We start from the raw sequence: 18,601 nt of genomic DNA on the forward strand, positions 1-18,601 counted from the left end.
GGCAACGGTGGTACGGAAGTTGAGCGGCGTCCGAGAAGTTCGACGGGACGGGGGTGCCCCACGGGACGGGCTCGGCCATTAGGTTAGCCTTACCTTATGACATTCTCGCAAGCCGGCGTCCGCGCGGCGCCCCCCGCCACCGCGCCGGATTCGCCGCCACCGGGCCGGCGGAGCCGTCGGCCCGAGGGTGCCCGCCCCACCTGGCCGGCCGTCACGGCGGCGGCGGTCCTCCTGCTCGCCCTCGCCGCGCTCTCGCTGTCGGTCGGCGCCGGCGAGGTCGGCCCCGGGCGGGTGCTGGACTACCTGCTGAACCACGACGGCGCCCGCGCCGACGGCCGACTCGCCCTCGTCGTCGGCGACCTGCGGCTGCCGCGCACCCTCACCGCCCTGCTCGTCGGCGCCGCACTCGGCGTCGCCGGGGCACAACTGCAGTCCGTCACCCGCAACCCGCTGGCCGAGACCGGCCTGCTCGGCGTCAACGCCGGCGCCTCGCTGGGCGTCGTGCTCGGCATCGCCGTGCTCGGCGTGCAGACCTCCTTCGGCTACCTCGCCTTCGCCTTCGGCGGCGCGGTGCTCGCCAGCACCGTGGTGCTGCTGGTCGCCAGCAGCCGGGGCGGCGGATCGCCGATGCGGCTGGTGCTCGCCGGCTCCGCCGTCGCGGCGATCTTCCGCGGGCTCACCGACGTGCTGATCGTCAACTCCCCCGAGGCGTACGAGCGGTACCGGGTGTGGGTGCTCGGATCGCTGGCCGGGGTGGAAGGCTGGACCACCCTGCGCCAGCTCGCCCCGGTGCTCGGCGCCGGGTTCCTGCTCGCCGCCCTCACCACCCGTCCGCTGACCGCCCTCGCCCTCGGCGACGACCTCGCCCGCGGCCTCGGCCACCGACCCGGCGCCACCCGGGCCGCCGTCGCCGTCGCCGTCACCCTGCTGACCGCCTCGGCGGTCGCGCTGGCCGGGCCGATCGCCTTCCTCGGGCTGCTCTCCGGCTTCCTCGCCCGCACCGTCGCCGGCCCCCGGATCGGCCGACTCACCCTGCTCGCCGCGCTGTTCGGCGCCACCGTGCTGACCGGCGCGGACGTGCTCGCCCGGGTGGTGGCCCGCCCCTTCGAGGCGCCGGTCTCGGTGATCGTCGCGCTGATCGGCGCCCCGGCCCTGATCGCGATCGTCCGCTCCCGGCACTCCGCCGCCCTGGCCATGGCCGACCCCGCCGAGTCCACGCCGGCCGCGCGACGCGGCGAACCGGCGCCGCCCAAGCCGGACTTGACCCTGCGGCACGGAACATGGTCGCTGCTGCTGCCGCGCCGGGCACTGCTGGCCTCGCTCGGCCTGGCCGCCGCCCTGCTGGCCGCCGTCGTGGTCTCGGCGCACGCCGGACAGAGCGAACTCGACCTCGCCCGCACCTTCCAGGCCGTGTTCGGCTACGGCGACCGGCTGGACGTCCTGCTGGTGCAGAAGTTCCGGCTCGGCCGGATCGTCGCCGGACTCGCCGCCGGCGCCGCCCTCGGCCTGGCCGGCTGCCTCACCCAGACCCTCGCCCGCAACCGCCTGGCCACCCCCGAACTCCTCGGCGTCAACGACGGCGCGACCGCCGCCGTACTCATCTCCGCCAGCACCGCGGGCACCTTCGGCGCCTGGTGGGCCGGACCGCTCGGCGCACTGGTCGCCGTCCTGGTCGTCACCCTGGCCTCCGGCGGACTCGGCGCGCGCGGCTACCGGATCCTGGTGGTCGGGCTCGCCATGTCGGCGCTCGCCTCCGCCGTCATCCAGGTCGCGATGGCCCGGCGCTCGCTCAACTCGGCCGGATCGCTGTACATCTGGACCAACGGCAGCCTCAACGGACGCGACCTCGCCGTCGCCACGCCCGTCCTGATCGGACTCGCGGCACTGGTGCCGGTCGCGCTCGCGGTGGCCCGGCGACTGGCGGTGCTGCGCTTCGACGACAGCGTCGCCTCCGCACTCGGCGTCGACCCGGGCCGGGTCCGACTCGCCTGCCTGCTGCTGGCCGTCGCCCTGGCCGGGCTCGCGGTCGGCGTCTGCGGGCCGGTCGGCTTCGTGGCCCTGGCCGCGCCGGTGATCGCCGGACGGCTGGCCGGGCCCGCGCGGGTCCCCGTGCTCGGCTCCGCCCTCACCGGCGCCCTGCTCGTCGTGCTCGCCGACACACTGGGCCGAGTGCTGTTCGCCGGGGTGGAGATCCCCGTCGGCATCGTCACCACCGTCCTCGGCGGTCCCTTCCTGCTCTGGGTGCTGCTCGGCCGCAAGGGCAGCCCCGCCTAAGCCTTTTGGAGTCACTGTTGTGGAAACCCCGCTCGTCGCCCTCTGCCCCGACGACCCCGCCTACCGCCTGGTCACCTTCACCCATCACGACGGCGACTGCGACGGCGTGCTCGCGCTGCTGCACACCGTCACCGACAAGGACCGCCACGCCGGTGACCTGACGCCACATCTGATGAAGCGTCAGTCGAATGGGATGTGGGCGATCACCTACCGGCTGCGCGAAGACCACCGCGCTTCCTACCAGCTGTACCCGTTCCACGGCGAGGCCCCCGGCACCACCCGGCCCGACTGGCTGCGCGTCCTCGACCAGGCCCGCCCCGACCCGTACGACACCGAGCCCCGGCTGCCCGCCCGCGACGGCCGCCACCCCGCCTCGGTGCTCAGCCTGCCCGCCGCCCCCGCGCAGCCGTACGTGGCGCGGCGCGAAGGCGTGCCGCGCGGACGGACGCTCGCCCACACGGTCGCCGGCCGGCGGGTCGACGTCCACCTCCCCGCCGGCCACCGGGCGGACTGCGGCCCGTACCCGGTCGCGGTACTGCTGGACGGCGAGATGTGGGGCGAGGTGCTCTCCGTCGGCGACACCCTCGACAACCTGACGGCCGACGGCGCCATCCCGCCCACCGTCACCCTGCTGGTGCACACCATGGGGCCGAAGCGCCCGGACGACCTGAGCTGCAACCCGGCCTTCATCGACCTCCTCGCCGACCGCCTGCTGCCCTGGGCCGCAACGGAGTTCGGCGCGAGCGGCGACCCGGCCGCCACCGTGATCGCCGGCCAGAGCGCGGGCGGCCTCACCGCCGCCTACGCCGCCTACCGCCGCCCGGACCGCTTCGGCAACGCACTCTCCCAGTCCGGCTCCTTCTGGTGGCCCGACGAGACCGAGTTCGACGCGGGCAGCGAATGGCTTACCCGGCGCTTCGCCGCCGAGGAGCGGCGCCCCGCCCGCTTCTGGATCGAGGTCGGGCTCCAGGAATGGATGCTCCTCGCCCAGAACCGCCACCTGCGCGACGTCCTCACGGCCCGCGGCTACGACCTCGCCTACCGCGAGTTCAACGGCGGCCACGACTACGCGTGCTGGCGCGGGGGCCTGGCCGACGGGCTCGCGCACCTGCTCGGGTCACCCGAGGGAATGGTTTCGGGCTGATTCGCATACCTCCAGGCCATCGGGCGTCTAGCGTCGAACTTCGCACCGATCGGCCTGGAGGTATCCCGTGAACGCGCCCTCGTCCGCCGCGCCGCCGCCGATGTCGTGGAAGTACTGCGGCAACCAGATCAAGCTGTGGCGGACACGCGCGGGTGTCAGCCGCGAGGACCTGGCCACCGAGGCCGGGTACGGCATCGAGAGCCTGCGGTCGATGGAGGCCGGGCGGCGCAAGCCCTCGATGCACCTGCTGCAGGTGGCGGACGACATGTGCGACGCGAAGGGGATCCTGGTGGCGGGGGCGCAGTTCCTGGTGCCGGAGAAGTATCCGCAGTTCGCAGAGGAGTACATCCGGAACGAGGAAGAGGCGCTGGTCATCAACTGGTATGAGAACCAGCTCGTTCCCGGCCTGCTTCAGACCGAAGCGACGGCCAGAACCATCATCGATGGTCGTTGGCCCCCACTTGACGACGAGACCGTCGCTGCGCGGGTGGCCGCCCGTCTCGAACGTCGAGGGTTGCTGAACATTCAGACCAAGGCGTTCAACTTCGTGATCGAAGAGGCCGTCCTGCGCCGCCGCCTCAGCACGGAGGAAGCCCACACCGAGCAGCTGCGGCACCTCATCACGGTCGGCAAGCAACGCAACGTCGTCATCCAGGTCGTTCCCTCGAAGGGTTTCCATCCTGGCTTGGAAGGACAGCTCATCCTCCTCGACCTGCCCGAACACCAGCGAATCGCCTATGAGGAGGGCCAGGCTGGCGGGCGGCTGTACTCGGACATCGACAAGGTACAGCTCCTGAGCCAACGCCATGAAAGGATCCTCCGACAGGCTCTCACTCCGGAGAAGTCGGCCGGGTTCATCAACAAGCTGGTGGAGGATCAGTGAATCGCGAGTTGGTCTGGTTCAAGTCCAGTCACAGCGGGAGCGAGGGTGGCGCCTGCATCGAGGTCGCTTCCACTCCGGGCACCGTCCGCGTCCGCGATTCCAAGGACAAGACCGGCCCCCAGCTCACCTTCACGACCGAGGCTTGGGCCGAATTCATCGGCAAGCTCGTGGAGGAGCTATGAACACCGAACTGGCCTGGTTCAAGTCCAGCCACAGCGGAACCGAAGGCGGCGCCTGCGTCGAGGTCGCTTCCACTCCAGGCACCGTTCATGTCCGCGACTCCAAGGACAAGACCGGGCCCCAGCTCACCTTCAACCCGACCGCCTGGGCCGACTTCGTGCAGCTCGCCCGAGACGTCACTCCTCTGGACCGCTGAAGCCGCCGCCAAGGCCCCCGTGCTAGCGTCCCCGGGGCGGTGCAGCGGCGCCGGCCCCGGACGAGACGTGCGCCGTACCCGGCCTGCCAAGACGACGCACTGTGGAGGCGTCATGGCCGCTGCCGGTGCACCGATCGCCCGTCCGCTGGACGTGCGGTGGATCCACGGTTCCCCGTCCGCCAAGCACAACACGGACCCGGACATCCAGGTCCACGAGTACGACGAGCACACCGTCATCCTGCGGCAGAACAAGGCGATCAACTACGAGGCCCCGTTCCTGTTCCTGCTCTTCGGGGCGGAGCGGGCGGTGCTGATCGACACCGGGGCGACGGCCGAGGCCGCGTACTTCCCGCTGCGCGCGACGGTCGACGCGCTGGTGGAGGCGTGGCTCGCCCGCAATCCCCGGGACGGCTACGGGCTGCTGGTGCTGCACACCCACCCGCACGGCGACCACGTCGCGGGCGACGGCCAGTTCGCCGACCGACCCGCGACCACCCTGGTCGGTGCCGATCTGCCCACCGCCTGGCCGTACTTCGGCTTCGACCGGGACGAGGAGGCCGTGGCCCTGGTCGACCTCGGCGGCGGGCGGGTGCTGAAGTGCCTGGCCACGCCGGGGCACCACGAGGCGGCCGTCACGTACTACGACCCCTGGACGGGCTTCCTGCTCACCGGAGACACCGTCTACCCGGGGCGGCTGTACATCGACGACTGGCCGGCCTTCCGACGGACCGTCGAGCGGCTGGTGGCGTTCGCCGGGAGCCACCCGGTGACGCACGTGCTCGGCTGCCACATCGAGATGACCCGCGAGCCGGGCGTCGACTACCCGATCCGCACCACCCACCAGCCCGACGAGCCCCCGCTCCAGCTCACCCCCGCCCACCTGGACCGCATCCGGGCGGCCGTCGCCGAACTCGGTGACCGGCCGCGCCGGTACCCGCTGGACGACCTGATCCTCTGGCCGAGCGAGTGAACTCCCCGGGCCCCGCGGCCGATCAGTCCCGGTAGGGGACCAGCCGGGTCAGGTCCAGCTCGAAGTCGAAGGGCGCGGGGATGCGGAGCTTCTCGCCGAACTCCCGTTCCGTCCTGGTGTGGTAGCGGTCGCGGTTGGGTTCGGAGAACAGGGTCACCGTCTTCTGCCGGGGGTCCACGATCAGGTAGAGCGGGAAGCCCATCCGCGGGTAGTCGCGGACCTTCCCGCTCCAGTCGTTGTCGGGGTTGGACGGCGAGGCGATCTCGACCGCGATCAGCGCCAGGTCGGCGGGGATCTCGCGGCCCAGCTCGATGATGTCCTCGGGCAGGTAGGTGAGGTCCGGGTTGCGGACGGAACCGACCTCCGGCGAGGAGAGGTCGCTGTTCCCCGTCGGGAAGTAGCCGGGAGGACAGTGTGCCTCGAACTGGCGCTGGACGATCGCCAGGTTGAGCTGGTGAATCGATGACGGTGACGTCTGCATGACGATGATGTCACCGGACAGCTCGACCTTGTAGCCGTCCGGCAGGCTACGACGGGCCTCTTCGAGCAGACGGTAGTGCTGAGGGTTCATGGGCTCTCCTCCGGTGCTCCGACCACCGTAGGGCAGTCGGAGCACCGGAGGACCACGAACCGCACCGGCGTCATTCCTCCGGCGGCGGGCCCGGGGCCTCGGCGGGGAGGCGGGCGGCCAGCAGGGTGCCGGCGGCGACCAGGGCGGCTGTCAGCAGGAGGGCGAGGCGGTACGGCCCGACACCCGTGCCGTCGCCGAGCGCACCGATCAGCGCGGCGGTGGCCGCGATGCCCAGCGCCCCGCCGAGGGTGCGCAGGATGGTGAACAGGCCCATCGCGCGGCCCATGGCGGGCGGCGGGACATCGGCGAAGCCGGCGATCTGGACGGTGAGGACGGCGGTGCCCAGGATCAGGCCGACGCAGAACATCAACACCCGTACGGCCCACGGGTTCTCGGCGAAACCGAGGGAGGCGAGGACGACCGCCGCCAGCAGCAGGCCCGGCAGGGCGAGCCGGCGCGGACCGAGCCGGGGCAGCAGGCGGTCGACCACCTGGGAGGCGGCCATCAGGCCGATCGCCTCCGGGAAGACGCTCAGCCCGGCGTCCAGGGCGGTGGCGCCGCGCGCCGCCTGGTAGAGCAGCGGCAGCACGAACAGCGCGCCCATCAGCCCGGCCGAGGTCAGCAGGGCGAGCCAGCTCGCCGCGCCGAAGGTGCGGTCGGCGAGCAGCCGCAGGTCCACCAGAGGTTCGGGGGCCCGGAGTTGGTGCCGTACGGCCGCCCCCAGCAGGGCCAGGCCGAGCAGTCCGCCGAGGGCCACGCCCGGGGAGGTCCAGCCGTGCGCCGGGCCGAAGCCGAGGGCGTAGGTCAGCAGGCCGAGGCCGGGCGTGGCGAGCAGGAAGCCGGTGGTGTCGAAGCGGCCGGCCGGGGGCTCCTGTTCGTCGCGCAGGCCGACCAGCCCGAGGAGCACGGCGGCGACCCCGATCGGCACGTTGACCAGGAACAGCCAGTGCCAGGAGAGGTGTTCGGTGAGGAAGCCGCCGAGCGGCGGCCCGAGGGCGGGCATCAGCGCGGTCGGGACGATCAGGATGCGGCCCAGGCCCGCCCGCTCGTGCGGGGCGAAGGCCCGGAACAGCAGCGTCATCCCGACCGGGGTGAGCAGCCCGCCGGCCACGCCCTGGACGGCCCGGGCCGCCGACAGCGCGCCCAGGCCGGGTGCCGCCGCGCAGAGCGCGGAGGCGAGCGTGAAGGCGGCGAGCGCGCCGAGGAAGACCCGCTTGACGCCGTACCGGTCGCCGAGCCAGCCGGCCACCGGCAGGCCGAGGGCGAGGCCGACCAGGAAGGCGGTCTCCACGGCGTTGGCCGCCGAGACGGGCCGGCCGAAGTCCTCGGCGATGCTGAACAGCGCCGGGTTGACGATCGTCGAGTCCAGGCCGTTCATGCACATCGCGGCCGTGTAGACGACCACCACCGCGGGGCGCCCCCCGAACAAGGGGGGCGCCGGGGCCTCGGCGCCGGGGGTGGCGGGAGGGGTCACAGGGTGGTCCAGTTCGCGGTGATCCACTCCAGGGCGGCCTGGCGCTCGCAGGGGCCGTGGGCGATGCTCCAGCCGGCCGGTACGGCGGCGAAGGCGGGCCACAGGGAGTGCTGTCCCTCGGGGTTGACGAGCGCGAGGAACTCGCCGTCGGCGTCGAAGGGGTTGGCGGGGGCGTCACTCATCGGTGGTCTTCTCCATCGTCGGTCTTCTTCGGGAGGTCGGCGAGGTGGTCGGCGATCACGCTCGCGATGTGCGCGATCGGGGCGGGCAGGGTCATGTCCTTGTGGGAGCAGGCCACGTTCGTGTTGGCGATCCGGCCGGACACGTACGGCTCCCAGAGCTCGGGCACCAGGGTGTCGTCGATGGTGTCGACGGTGGCGCGGAAGAACAGCACGTCGCCGTCGAAGCGGCGGTGGTCGTAGCCGCGCACCAGGTGGTTGGTGTTGAGGTAGATCTCGTTCAGCGCGGCCACGGTGGCCTCGTCGAGCCCGGCGAGCGGGCTGCCCTCGCGGCGCAACAGCTCGGTGACGGGGCCGAGTTCGAGCGGACGTCCGTCGAGGTCCTCCGGCCCGAAGCCGCCCATGGTGAGCAGCGCCTCCAGCGCCTCGGCCTGGTCCGGGACGGGCAGCTCGCGGAAGCCCTCGGCGGGGTAGGCGTCCAGGATCGCGAGCAGTTCCACGTCCTGGCCGAGTTCCTGGAGGCGGACGGCCACCGCGTGCGCGATGATCCCGCCGGTGGACCAGCCGAGCAGCCGGTACGGGCCCTCGGGCTGGACCTCGCGCAGCCGGTCGGCGTAGTGCACGGCCAGCTCCTCCAGGGTGCCGGGCAGCGGCTCGGCAGCGGTGGCGGCGCCGACGCCCTGGGCCTGGAGGCCGTAGATCGGCACCTCGCCGGGCAGGTTGCGGATCAGTCCGGTGTAGCACCAGCTGAGGCCGCCGGCCGGGTGGACGGCGAACAGCGGGCGCTGCCGGCCGGGGGCGACGGGCCGCAGCGGGAGCAGCACGTCCAGGGCGTCGGTGTCCGGTGCGCCCGCCGCGAGGGCGGCGTCCAGGGCGGCCACGGTGGGCGCCTGGAACAGGGCGCCGATGCCGACCTCCAGTCCGAGCACCTCGCGGATCCGCCCGGCGAGGCGCACGACCAGCAGCGAGTGCCCGCCGAGCGCGAAGAAGTCGTCCTCGACGCCGACCGAGGCCACGCCCAGCACCTCGGCGAACAGTTCGCACAGCTGCTGCTCGCGCGGGGTGCGCGGCGGGCGGCCGGCGCCCGCGGCGGGGGCCTCGGGGGCGGGCAGGGCGCGGCGGTCGAGCTTGCCGTTGGCGGTCAGCGGGAGGCGGTCGAGCAGGACGACGGCGGAGGGCACCATGTGGACGGGCAGTTCGGCGGCGGCGTGGGCGCGCAGCTCGTCCGGGGCGGCGCCGTCGGCCACCGCGTAGCCGACCAGCCGCTTGTCCCCCGGCACGTCCTCCCGGACCACCACGGCGGCGTCGGCGACGGCCGGGTGCGCGGCCAGCACGGCCTCGATCTCGCCGAGTTCGATCCGGAAGCCGCGCAGCTTGACCTGCTGGTCGGCGCGGCCGAAGTACTCCAGCACGCCGTCGGCGCGGCGCCGGGCGAGGTCCCCGGAGCGGTACATCCTGGTGCCGCGCTCGCCGAACAGCTCGGCGTACGGGTCGGCGACGAAGCGGGTCGCGGTCAGCTCGGGGCGGCCGAGGTAGCCGCGGGCCAGGCCCGCCCCGGCCACGTACATCTCACCCGTGACGCCGGGCGGGACGGGCTGGAGGTGCTGGTCGAGGACGTAGACCCGGAGGTCGGGGATGTTGACGCCGATGGTGCTGCTGCTCCCGGCGGCGGCGCTCGCCCGGTCGAGGGCGATGTACGAGACGTGCACGGTGGTCTCGGTGATGCCGTACATGTTGACCAGCACGGGGGCGTCCTCGGCGTGCCGGTCGTACCAGTCGTCCAGTCGGGCGAGTTCGAGCGCCTCGCCGCCGAACACCACGTAGCGCAGGGCGAGTTCGCTGCCGGGACGGTCCCGGTCGGCGGCACTGAGCTGGTAGAAGGCGGACGGCGTCTGGTTGAGCACGGTGACCCGTTCGCGGGCGAGCAGTTCCAGGAAGGCCGCCGGGTCCCGGCTGACCAGGTGCGGGACGACGACCAGCCGGCCGCCGTGCAGCAGGGCGCCCCACAGCTCCCAGACCGAGAAGTCGAAGGCGTAGGAGTGGAACAGCGTCCACACGTCCTCGGCTCCGAAGCCGAACCAGTGGTCGGTGGCGCCGAACAGCCGGACCACGTTGCGGTGGGTGACGGGCACGCCCTTGGGCCGGCCGGTGGAGCCGGAGGTGTAGATGACGTAGGCGGTGTCCTCGGCCCGCAGCGGGCGGGTGCGCTCGTGCTGGGCCAGCGGGACGGCCGGGTGGCGCTCGGACTCCGGTCCGTCGACCAGGAGTTGGCGCACCTCGTGGGCGGGCAGCCGGGGCGCGGTGGCCCGGTCGGTGAGCAGGGCGGCGGGGGTGGCGTCGGCCAGCATGTAGGCGAGCCGTTCGGCCGGGTAGTCGGGGTCGAGCGGCAGGTACGCGGCGCCGGACTTGGCCACCGCCAGCAGGGCGACGACCAGTTCGAGCGAGCGCGGCAGGGCGAGCGCGACGATGGTGCCGGGGCCGATGCCCTCGGCGGCCAGCAGCCGGGCCAGCCGGTCGGCGCGGGCCCCGAGTTCGGTGTAGTCGAGCTGCTCGCCCTGGTAACCGACCGCGACGGCGCGCGGGTTGGCGGCGGCGGCCGCCTCGAACAGTTCGGGCAGGGTGGCGTCCGAAGCCGTCTCCACCGACGGGCCGTTCCACTCGACCAGGGCGCGCAGCCGCTCCTCCTCGCCGATCAGCGGCAGCCGGCCGATCGGGGTGTCGGGGGCGCTCGCGGCAGCGGTGAGCAGCCTGGTCAGGCGCTCCGTGAGCGCGGCCGCGGTGGCGGCATCGAAGAGGTCGGTGCGGTACTCCAGGAAGCCGCCGATGCCGCCGCCTCGCAGTTCGCCGGCGTTGAGGGTGAGGTCGAACTTGGCCGTACCGCTGGGGATCGCGGCGATGTCGGCGGTGAGGCCGCCGCCCAGGGCGATCCGCTCGTCCGGGCGGCTCTGCCAGGCGAGCATCACCTGGAACAGCGGGTGGCGGGCGAGCAAGCGGGCCGGGTTGAGCTCCTCGACCAGCCGGTCGAAGGGCAGTTCGGCGTTCTCGTGCGCGGCGAGCACGGTGGCGCGGACCCGGGCGAGCAGCTCCCGGAAGGTGGGGTCGCCGGACGTGTCGGTGCGCAGCACCAGCGAGTTGACGAAGTAGCCGACCAGTGCGGCGGTCCGCTCGTCCTCGCGGCCGGCCACCGGGGTGCCGACCGGGACGTCCGTGCCGGCGCCGTGCCGGGTGAGCAGGGCGGCGAGACCGGCCTGGACGGCCATGAAGACGGTGCTGCCGGCGGCCCGGGCGAGCCCGGCCAGGGCGCTGTGCGCCTCGGCGCCGAGCGCGAAGGGAACGGTGGCACCCCGGTGGCCCGCCACGGCCGGGCGGGGGCGGTCGAGGGGCAGCTCCAGCTGGTCGGGCAGTCCGGCGAGCGCGGCACGCCAGTGCTCCGCCTGCCGGACGGCGAGCGCGCTGGGCGCCTCGGTGGTGCCGATCCGCTCCCGCTGCCAGGCCGCGTGGTCGGCGTACTGGACGGTGAGCCGCGGCAGTTCGGGGTCCAGTCCGGCGATCCTGGCGGTGTAGGCGGCAGCCAGGTCGCGCAGCAGCGGGGTGGTGGAGGCGCCGTCGCCCGCGATGTGGTGGAGCAGCAGGAGCAGGGTGTGCCGCTCCTCGCCGCCGGTGGGCGGGGTGGATCCGCCGGCCGCGGCGGGCCCGGTGAACAGTGTGGCGCGCAGCGGGGGTTCGGCGGTCAGGTCGAAGGCGTACCGGACGGCCTCGGCCAAGTCGCCGGTGCCGTCGTGGAGTTCGATGCCAGCGGCGGTCAGGATGCGCTGGTACGGGCTGCCGTCCGCCTCCTCCCCGTAGACGGTGCGCAGGACTTCGTGCCGGGCGACGAGGTCGCCGAGGGCGAGGGTGAGGGCGTGCCGGTCGAGCGGGCCGGTGAGGGTGAGCGCCAGCGGGATGTTGTAGGTCGGGCTGGGGCCTTCGAGGCGGTGCAGGAACCAGAGGCCGCGCTGGGCGGGCGATAGCGGCATCCGCTCGGTGCGCGGCACGGGCACCGGGACGGAACGCCGCTGCTCGGGCTCCGCGGCCGGGCCGGCCGCCCCGCCGAGCAGGGCCGCGAGGCCGGCCGGGGTCGACTGCCGGAACACGTCGGCGAACCCGACCGGGGCGGCGAAGGTGTCGCGCAGCCGGGCGGCCAGGCGGCCGGCGAGCAGCGAGTGGCCGCCGAGGTCGAAGAAGGAGGCGTCCCGGCCGGGCGCCTGCGGCAGACCGAGGACCTCGGCGAACAGGCCGCAGACCAGTTCCTCCTGGGGCGTGGCCGCCGCCGTGCCCTCGGTGGTGACGGCCGGCTCGGGCAGGGCGCGGTGGTCGAGCTTGTCGTGGGCGGTGCGCGGCAGTTCGTCCAGCAGCAGGACGGCCGCCGGGACCATGTGCGCGGGCAGCCGGGCGGCGAGCGCGGCGCGCAGCCCGTCCGGGTCGGGCCTGCTGCCGCTCTCCGGAATGGCGTAGCCGAGCAGCCGCTTGCCCTGCGGTCCGGGCCGGGCGATCACCACGGCCTGGGCGACGCCGGGCAGTGCGGCGAGGACGGCGGCGATCTCGCCGGGTTCGATCCGGAAGCCGCGGATTTTCACCTGGTCGTCGGCCCGGCCGAGGAACTCCAGGGTTCCGTCGGTGCGGCGCCGGGCGAGGTCGCCGGTGCGGTACATCCGGCCGCCGGGCGGGCCGAACGGGTCGGCGAGGAAGCGTTCGGCGGTGAGGTCCGGGCGGCCGAGGTAGCCGCGGGCCAGGCAGGCCCCGGCCACGTACAGCTCGCCGGTGACGCCGTCGGGGGCGGGGCGCAGCGAGCCGTCCAGGACGTAGGCGCGCGAGCCGCGCACCACCCGGCCGCGCGGGGCGCCGTCCGGGCCCGGGGTCCAGGCGTAGGCGTCGACGGTGGTCTCGGTCGGGCCGTAGAGGTCGACCGGGTGCAGGCCGGGGACGGCGGTGAGGCGCTGCCAGAGAGCGGGCGGGGTGGCCTCGCCGCCGACCACGAGGACGGACGGGCGGTGCCGCCCCTCGTCCAGGATGCCTTCGGCGAGCAGGACTTCGAGGTAGGAGGGGGTGAGGTCGAGGTAGTCGATGCGCTCCCGGTCGAGGTGCGCGGCGAGCGCGGCCGGGTCGCGGTAGGTGGCGTCGTCCAGCAGGTGGAGCTCGTGGCCGTGGACCATCCAGAGCACCGGGTCCCAGGAGGCGTCGAAGGCGAAGGAGGCGCTGTGGGCGACGCGCAGCCGCTCCCGGCCGGTGCGGCGTACGGCGGGGGCGATGTGGTCCTCGCCGAGGCCGGCGTGCAGGTTGGCCAGCGAGGCGTGGGTGACCACCACGCCCTTGGGGCGGCCGGTGGAGCCCGAGGTGTGCAGGACGTAGGCGGGCTGGTCGAGTCGCGGGGCGGGCAGGGCAGGCACGGGCTCGCGGTCGAACCCGGGCTCACCGCTGGGCCCGGCGTCGGCCGCTTCCGGGCGGACGGTGGGCAGGCCGGCGGGCAGGTCGAGCCCGGCGAGGGCCTCGGCGGTGGCGACCGCGCAGACCGGGCGGGCGTCGGCCAGGACGGCGGCCAGGCGCTGCGCGGGGTGGGCGAGGTCGAGCGAGACGCAGGCGCCGCCCGCCTTGAGGACGGCGAGCATCGCGACCAGGGTGTCGGTGCCGCGCGGCAGGGCGATCGCGACCGGCGCTCCGGCCCGGACGCCCAGGGCGGTCAGGCGGTGGGCGAGCCGGTCGGCGGCGGCGTCGAGCTGCCGGTAGGTCAGCGCGCTCGAACCGGAGCGGACGGCGACGGCGTCCGGGGTGCGGGCGGCCCGGGCGGCGAACAGCTCGGGCACGGTCCGCTCGGCCGGGGGCTCGGTGCGGCCCTCGGTGGCGCGGCGCAGGCCGTCCGGGTCGAGCAGGTCGATCCGGGCGATCGGCGTCCGCGGGTCGGTGAGCAGCAGCTCGGTGAGGGCGTCGAGGTAGCGCAGCAGGCCGTCGCGGTGGGCGGCGAGCGAGGCGGGCCCGTAGCGGGCCGGGTCGGCGTCGATGACCAGGCGCAGCGCGCCGTCCGGGCCGGGCGAGACGTTCAGGGCGAGGTCGTCCACCGGGCCGGCGGCGAGGTTGCGGACGGTGCCGGGCAGGCCGGCCAGGTCGAGGTCGCTCTCGAAGGCCTTGATGTTGACCATCGGGCCGAACAGGGCGCGGCGGTCGCCGGTGCGGCCGAGGTCGCGGCGCAGTTCCTCCAGGGGGTAGCGCTGGTGGCGGCGGACGGCGCGCAGCTCGCGGACCACGGCGCGCAGCAGCGCCTCGGCGCTGTCGGCGGGGCGCACGGCAAGGCGCAGCGGGAGCACGTTGGCGGCGGCCACGGGGGTGCGCAGGGCGGCCGGACCGCGCCGGTTGGCGAGCGGCAGGCCGAGGACCACGTCCTGGGCGCCGGTCAGGCGGTGGAGGTATCCGGCGGCGGCGGCGAGGAGCAGTTCGGCCCAGGTGGCGCGGACGGCGTCGGCGGCGCGCTCCAGGCGGTCGCGGGTGCCGGCGGGCAGGTCGGCGGTGAGGCGGACCGCCTCGCCGGGCACGACGTCCCGGTCGGCGGCGGCGGGTTCGGGGGTTCCCGGGAGTGCGGCCGGGGTGTCGGCGACGGCGGGTTCGGGGGTTCCCGGGAGTGCGGCCGGGGAGCCGGCGGCGGCGGGTTCGGGGCTTCCCGGGAGGGCGGCCGGGGTGTCGGCGCCGGCGGGTTCGGGGCTTCCCGGGAGGGCGGCCGGGGTGTCGGCGCCGGCCATCCGGGCGGACCAGTGGGCGCGGTCGGCCTCGTACTGCGCGCTCCCGCGGTACGCGGCCTCCTCGGCGGCGGCCTCGGCGAGTCCGGCGAAGGGGTTCGGGCCGGGTTCGGCTCCGGTGACGCGGGCGGCGTAGAGGGCGGCGATCCGCTCGCCGAGGAGGGTCAACGCGTAGGCGTCGACGGCGAGGTGGTGGATGCGGCGGTACCAGATCCGGCGGTCCTCGGCGAGGCGGATCAGCGCGTGGGTGAACAGCGGGCCCTCGGCGAGGTCGGCCGGGCGGGCGAGGTCGGCGCGCATCCAGGCCTCGGCCTCGGCGGCCGGGTCGGCGGCGGCCCGCAGGTCGAGGCGGTGCAGCGGCCAGCGGCGGCCGGGGCGCAGCCGCTGGCGCGGCGTGCCGTCCGGGCCGGTGACGACGACGGCGCTCAGCGCCTGGGCCTCGTCCACCGCCTGCCGCAGCGCCTGTTCGAACCGGTCCTCGTCGAGCGGGCCGGTGATCTCGACCGCGTCGCCGGTGTTGTAGACCGGGCTCGCGGGGTCGAGGGCCTGGGCGTACCAGATCGCGGCCTGGGCGGCGAGCAGGGGGACGTCGGCGGTCTGGCTGTCGGCGATCTGGGTTTCGACGGCAGGCATGGGGTGGAGAGCTCCTCGGGGATCCGGAACGCCTTACTTAGGTTAGCCTAATCTAACTTCATATGATCTGGTCAACGGCCCCGCACGGACGGGCCCCTGACAACCCGGAGACGCCACCCATGCCCCTGACCGAGCCGCCGACCACTCCCCCCGCCGAGGCCAAGCAGGACAAGCAGGCCGTGCGCGACCGCGTCCACGCCCACCGGGCCGAGCTGCTCGCACTCAGCCGCCGCATCCACGCCCACCCCGAGACCGCCTTCGAGGAGCACCTCGCGGCCGACTGGTGCGCCGAACTGCTGCGCGCACACGGCTACTCGGTCACCGCACCCGCCCACGGCCTGGCCACCGCGTTCGACGCGCGCCTCGGCAGCGGACCGGTCACCGTCGCGCTGGTCTGCGAGTACGACGCGCTGCCCGAACTCGGCCACGCCTGCGGGCACAACCTGATCGCCGCCGCCGGGATCGGCGCCGCGCTCGGGCTCGCCCCGCACGCGGACCGGCTCGGGCTCACCGTCCGGGTGATCGGCGCTCCGGCCGAGGAGCGCGGGGCCGGCAAGGCGCTGCTGCTGGAGGCCGGGGCGTTCGACGGGGTGGACGCCGCGATGATGGTCCACCCCTGCCCCGTCGAGATCGCCGACTTCCGCTCCTTCGCGCTCGGCACGCTGTCCGTCCGCTACACCGGGCGGGCCGCCCACCCGAGCCTCGACCCCCACCGGGGGCGCAACGCCGCCGACGCGCTCACCGTCGCCCAGGTCGCGATCGGGCTGCTGCGCCAGCAACTCCCGCCGCAGTGGCGGGTGCACGGCATCACCACGGCGGCCGGGACGGCGCCGAACCTGATCCCGGACAGCGCGAGCGCCGAGTACGAGATCCGGGCCTCGGCGGCGGAGGACCTCGCCGAGCTGCGCTCCCGGGTCGAGGACTGCTTCCGCGCCGGAGCGCTCGCCACCGGCTGCGAGGTCGAACTGACCCGACCCGAGCCGGACTACCTGGACATGCGCTCCGACGCCCGGCTGCTGGCCCTGTGGCGGGCCAACGCGGCGGCGCTCGGCCGGCCGGAACCGGTCGAGAGCGGACCCTTCGCCTGTACGGACATGGGGAACGTGTCGCACGCGGTGCCGTCCATCCATCCGGTGCTGGACATCACCGGCGGCGCCTGCGCCCCGCACGAGGCGGCCTTCGCCGAGGCGGCGCTGGGCGTGGAGGCGGAGCGGGCGGTGCTGGACGGCGCGGTGGCGATGGCGTGGACGGCGGTGGACCTGGCGACGGACCAGGCGGTGGACCAGACAGGGGACCTGGCGGTGGACCAGGCAGCGCGTCCGGCGGCCGAGGCCGCGGCGGGTGGGGTGCGCTGACCGACGGGGGGCGACCGACAACTTTCAGCGAACAGATGATGAAATCTGTCACCTGAACTCTGTTCGCTGAAAGTTGTCACCCGAAGTCCGTCCGCGTCCGCACCCCGTAGCGCCCGGCCGCCCGCCCTCACCCGCCGAGCAGCACCCCCGGCGCCACCCGCACCGCCGTCACGCCCAGCTTCCGCACCAGCTCCCCGACCTCGCCCTCCTGCCACGGGTCGGCGAGCACCACGGCGGCACCCGTCCGCAGCGGCCACAGGTACTCCCAGAGCGGCAGGCCCAGGTGGAGCACCCGGTCGCCCGGCCCGAGCGGGTGCTCGGCCTGGAGCTCGCGCACCCGGCGGTCCGCCTCGGCATGGGTGAGCCGCACGGCGGTCGGGCGCCCGCCCGGGCCGTACCCGACGCAGAGCAGGTGGTGCGGGGTCAGCGCCCTGGGCGGGTCGGTGGGCAGCTCGCCGCCCGTCTCCAGCCCGGCCAACGCCCCCGGCACCCCCTCCCCCAGCACGCAGACCGGCGCGTTCTCCGCCAGCAGCCGCTCCCGCCGCCCGGGCGTGTCCGCCGGGTCCAGCGGGAGGTACGCCGCGCCCGACTTCGCCACCGCCAGCAGCGCCGTCAGCAGTTCCGCCGGACGCCGGACGCCCGCCAGACCGACCACCGCGCCCGGGCGGGCCCCGCGAGCGGCGAGGGCGCGCGCCAACCGGTTGGCCGCGACGTTCAACTCCCGGTAGCGGACGGTCTCCCTGTCCGCGAGCACCGGCGCCGGCGCGTCCGGCGTCCGGGCCGCCTGCGCCTCGACCGGACCCACCGCGGTGGTCGCCGGGTACCGCACCGTACGGCGGGGCAGTGCGGGCAGCTCGGGCGCCGCCGACAGCACCGCCTCGCGGACCGCACCCGGGGCCGCGCCGCGGACCGCCTCGCGCACCCCCGCCGCCGTCACGCCCGCCGCCGCCATGTCCGGCGCCATCACCTCCGGCACCATCACGCCGCGCCCAGCAGCTCGGCCCAGGCCTCGATCGCCGGCCGCTCCGCGAGCTGGACGAACGCCACCTCGGCGCCCGCCTCCTGCCAGCGCCCGGCCAGGGTCATCAGCCGGATGGAGTCCAGCCCCCAGTCGACCAGGTTCTCGTCCAGCGGGATCTCCGCCGGGTCCTCGCCGAGCAGATCGGCGACCTCGGCCCGGATCCGCTCCACCGTGAAGCCCACGCCCGTCACTTCCCGCTCACCCCTTCGAGTTCCGCAACAACCGCGACACCAGTGACACCAGCGACGCCCGCGACACCCTGGACATCCGAAACGCCCGGGGCGGCCGGAGCCAGCGCCCCTAGCACGGCCGTCGCCGTGGTGACCGTCCCGCAGCGCCCGGCCACCCAGGCCAGCGCGTCGCGGTGCTCCGCCGGGCCGAAGTCGGCGACCGCGTCGGCCACCACGAAGGCCTGCACGTCCCGCATCCAGGCGTCGCACGCGGTGGCCTGCACGCCGATGTGCGCGTACACGCCGGTGATCACCAGCTGGTCCCGCCCCTGCTCGCGCAGCAGCTGCTCCAGCTCGGTGCGCACGAAGGCGCTGTACTTCCACTTGGTGAGCACCGTGTCCACCGGCTCCGGGGCCACGGCCTCGGCGATCGCGGTGGCCCGCGGGTCGTCCGGGATGCCCGGGCCCCAGAAGTCCTGCTGCAGCCCGCGCTCGGCCGGGCTCTGCCCGCCGAGCTGCGCCGAGTACACGACGGGGACACCGGCGGCGCGCGCCGCACCTGCCAACGCCGAGACGTTGTGCAGGAGTTCGGGCACCGGCGCGGCCTCGGCGTCGAAGGCGTCCAGGAAGTGGTTCTGCAGGTCGTGCACCAGCAGCACGGCGCGCGCCGGGTCCACCGTCCAGGAGACCCGGTTGGCGGGCAGCTCCTCGGCGGCGGGCATGGGATAGCGGGGAATGCGGGGCAGGCCCACGGTGGTGTTCCTTAGCTAGACGTGGCGGTGTGGGG

General features: G+C 74.7%; 14 protein-coding genes and 1 riboswitch. Of the genes, 7 read left to right on the top strand and 7 right to left on the bottom strand.

Annotated elements, in window-relative coordinates; all coding sequences use genetic code 11:
- Window positions 1–96 precede the first annotated feature (96 nt).
- From fhuB to ACFVGO_RS07255, 6 genes are all read left to right on the top strand, one after another.
- Window positions 97–2,274, top strand: a complete 2,178-nt coding sequence (fhuB, locus tag ACFVGO_RS07230; protein ID WP_380631023.1) for a Fe(3+)-hydroxamate ABC transporter permease FhuB — start codon at window positions 97–99, stop codon at window positions 2,272–2,274.
- 19 nt (window positions 2,275–2,293) lie between these two features.
- On the top strand, window positions 2,294–3,418 hold the full coding sequence (gene fes, locus ACFVGO_RS07235; RefSeq protein WP_380631024.1) for an enterochelin esterase: 1,125 nt from the start codon (window positions 2,294–2,296) through the stop codon (window positions 3,416–3,418).
- A 67-nt stretch (window positions 3,419–3,485) separates the two neighbouring features.
- Window positions 3,486–4,301, top strand: a complete 816-nt coding sequence (locus tag ACFVGO_RS07240) for a Scr1 family TA system antitoxin-like transcriptional regulator (RefSeq protein WP_380348405.1) — start codon at window positions 3,486–3,488, stop codon at window positions 4,299–4,301.
- Entirely contained in the window at window positions 4,298–4,483 is a 186-nt protein-coding gene (locus ACFVGO_RS07245) for a DUF397 domain-containing protein (RefSeq protein ID WP_380348406.1), read from the top strand. Before ACFVGO_RS07240 ends, ACFVGO_RS07245 begins: the two co-directional genes overlap by 4 nt.
- Complete coding sequence (locus tag ACFVGO_RS07250; RefSeq protein WP_380631025.1) at window positions 4,480–4,677, top strand: DUF397 domain-containing protein; 198 nt, start codon at window positions 4,480–4,482, stop codon at window positions 4,675–4,677. The genes ACFVGO_RS07245 and ACFVGO_RS07250 overlap by 4 nt, the downstream gene beginning before the upstream one ends.
- Before the next feature lie 33 nt (window positions 4,678–4,710).
- Window positions 4,711–4,778: riboswitch (guanidine-III (ykkC-III) riboswitch) on the top strand.
- Between the two features lie 11 nt (window positions 4,779–4,789).
- Entirely contained in the window at window positions 4,790–5,647 is an 858-nt protein-coding gene (locus ACFVGO_RS07255; protein ID WP_380631026.1) for an MBL fold metallo-hydrolase, read from the top strand.
- A 22-nt stretch (window positions 5,648–5,669) separates the two neighbouring features.
- Here the strand turns inward: ACFVGO_RS07255 and ACFVGO_RS07260 are convergent, their stop codons facing one another.
- The 4 genes from ACFVGO_RS07260 to ACFVGO_RS07275 all read right to left on the bottom strand — a co-directional run bounded on the left by ACFVGO_RS07260 (window position 5,670) and on the right by ACFVGO_RS07275 (window position 15,268).
- Window positions 5,670–6,218, bottom strand: a complete 549-nt coding sequence (locus ACFVGO_RS07260; protein ID WP_359904305.1) for a Uma2 family endonuclease — start codon at window positions 6,216–6,218, stop codon at window positions 5,670–5,672.
- 70 nt (window positions 6,219–6,288) lie between these two features.
- Complete coding sequence (locus ACFVGO_RS07265) at window positions 6,289–7,692, bottom strand: DHA2 family efflux MFS transporter permease subunit (protein WP_380631027.1); 1,404 nt, start codon at window positions 7,690–7,692, stop codon at window positions 6,289–6,291.
- Complete coding sequence (locus tag ACFVGO_RS07270) at window positions 7,689–7,874, bottom strand: MbtH family protein (RefSeq protein WP_380631028.1); 186 nt, start codon at window positions 7,872–7,874, stop codon at window positions 7,689–7,691. The genes ACFVGO_RS07265 and ACFVGO_RS07270 overlap by 4 nt, the downstream gene beginning before the upstream one ends.
- On the bottom strand, window positions 7,871–15,268 hold the full coding sequence (locus ACFVGO_RS07275; RefSeq protein WP_380631029.1) for an amino acid adenylation domain-containing protein: 7,398 nt from the start codon (window positions 15,266–15,268) through the stop codon (window positions 7,871–7,873). Before ACFVGO_RS07275 ends, ACFVGO_RS07270 begins: the two co-directional genes overlap by 4 nt.
- A 119-nt stretch (window positions 15,269–15,387) precedes the next feature.
- Between ACFVGO_RS07275 and ACFVGO_RS07280 the strand changes: the two genes are divergently transcribed.
- The gene (locus tag ACFVGO_RS07280) at window positions 15,388–16,623 is read left to right on the top strand and encodes a M20 family metallopeptidase (RefSeq protein WP_380631030.1); all 1,236 of its coding nucleotides are present in this window, start codon (window positions 15,388–15,390) and stop codon (window positions 16,621–16,623) included.
- A gap of 127 nt (window positions 16,624–16,750) precedes the next feature.
- Here the strand turns inward: ACFVGO_RS07280 and ACFVGO_RS07285 are convergent, their stop codons facing one another.
- From ACFVGO_RS07285 to ACFVGO_RS07295, 3 genes are read right to left on the bottom strand one after another with little or no spacing between them, the layout of a single operon-like run.
- The gene (locus ACFVGO_RS07285) at window positions 16,751–17,587 is read right to left on the bottom strand and encodes an AMP-binding protein (RefSeq protein WP_380631062.1); all 837 of its coding nucleotides are present in this window, start codon (window positions 17,585–17,587) and stop codon (window positions 16,751–16,753) included.
- Window positions 17,588–17,601: 14 nt separating this feature from the next.
- The gene (locus tag ACFVGO_RS07290) at window positions 17,602–17,835 is read right to left on the bottom strand and encodes a phosphopantetheine-binding protein (protein ID WP_380348422.1); all 234 of its coding nucleotides are present in this window, start codon (window positions 17,833–17,835) and stop codon (window positions 17,602–17,604) included.
- Window positions 17,832–18,566 carry an isochorismatase family protein gene (locus ACFVGO_RS07295; protein ID WP_359904316.1) on the bottom strand — a complete coding sequence of 245 codons (735 nt, stop codon included), beginning with the start codon at window positions 18,564–18,566 and terminating at the stop codon, window positions 17,832–17,834. Before ACFVGO_RS07295 ends, ACFVGO_RS07290 begins: the two co-directional genes overlap by 4 nt.
- Window positions 18,567–18,601: the final 35 nt, after the last annotated feature.

Source organism: Kitasatospora sp. NPDC057738, assembly GCF_042798815.1.
Lineage (GTDB): Bacteria > Actinomycetota > Actinomycetes > Streptomycetales > Streptomycetaceae > Kitasatospora > Kitasatospora lactacystinica.

Excerpts from the sequence above, each read along its gene's own strand:
- fhuB (WP_380631023.1), top strand. The coding sequence starts at position 97 with ATGACATTCTCGCAAGCCGGCGTCCGCGCGGCGCCCCCCGCCACCGCG.
- ACFVGO_RS07250 (WP_380631025.1), top strand. The coding sequence starts at position 4,480 with ATGAACACCGAACTGGCCTGGTTCAAGTCCAGCCACAGCGGAACCGAA.
- ACFVGO_RS07255 (WP_380631026.1), top strand. The coding sequence starts at position 4,790 with ATGGCCGCTGCCGGTGCACCGATCGCCCGTCCGCTGGACGTGCGGTGG.
- ACFVGO_RS07260 (WP_359904305.1), bottom strand. The coding sequence starts at position 6,218 with ATGAACCCTCAGCACTACCGTCTGCTCGAAGAGGCCCGTCGTAGCCTG.
- ACFVGO_RS07270 (WP_380631028.1), bottom strand. The coding sequence starts at position 7,874 with ATGAGTGACGCCCCCGCCAACCCCTTCGACGCCGACGGCGAGTTCCTC.
- ACFVGO_RS07275 (WP_380631029.1), bottom strand. The coding sequence starts at position 15,268 with ATGCCTGCCGTCGAAACCCAGATCGCCGACAGCCAGACCGCCGACGTC.
- ACFVGO_RS07280 (WP_380631030.1), top strand. The coding sequence starts at position 15,388 with ATGCCCCTGACCGAGCCGCCGACCACTCCCCCCGCCGAGGCCAAGCAG.
- ACFVGO_RS07285 (WP_380631062.1), bottom strand. The coding sequence starts at position 17,587 with ATGGCGCCGGACATGGCGGCGGCGGGCGTGACGGCGGCGGGGGTGCGC.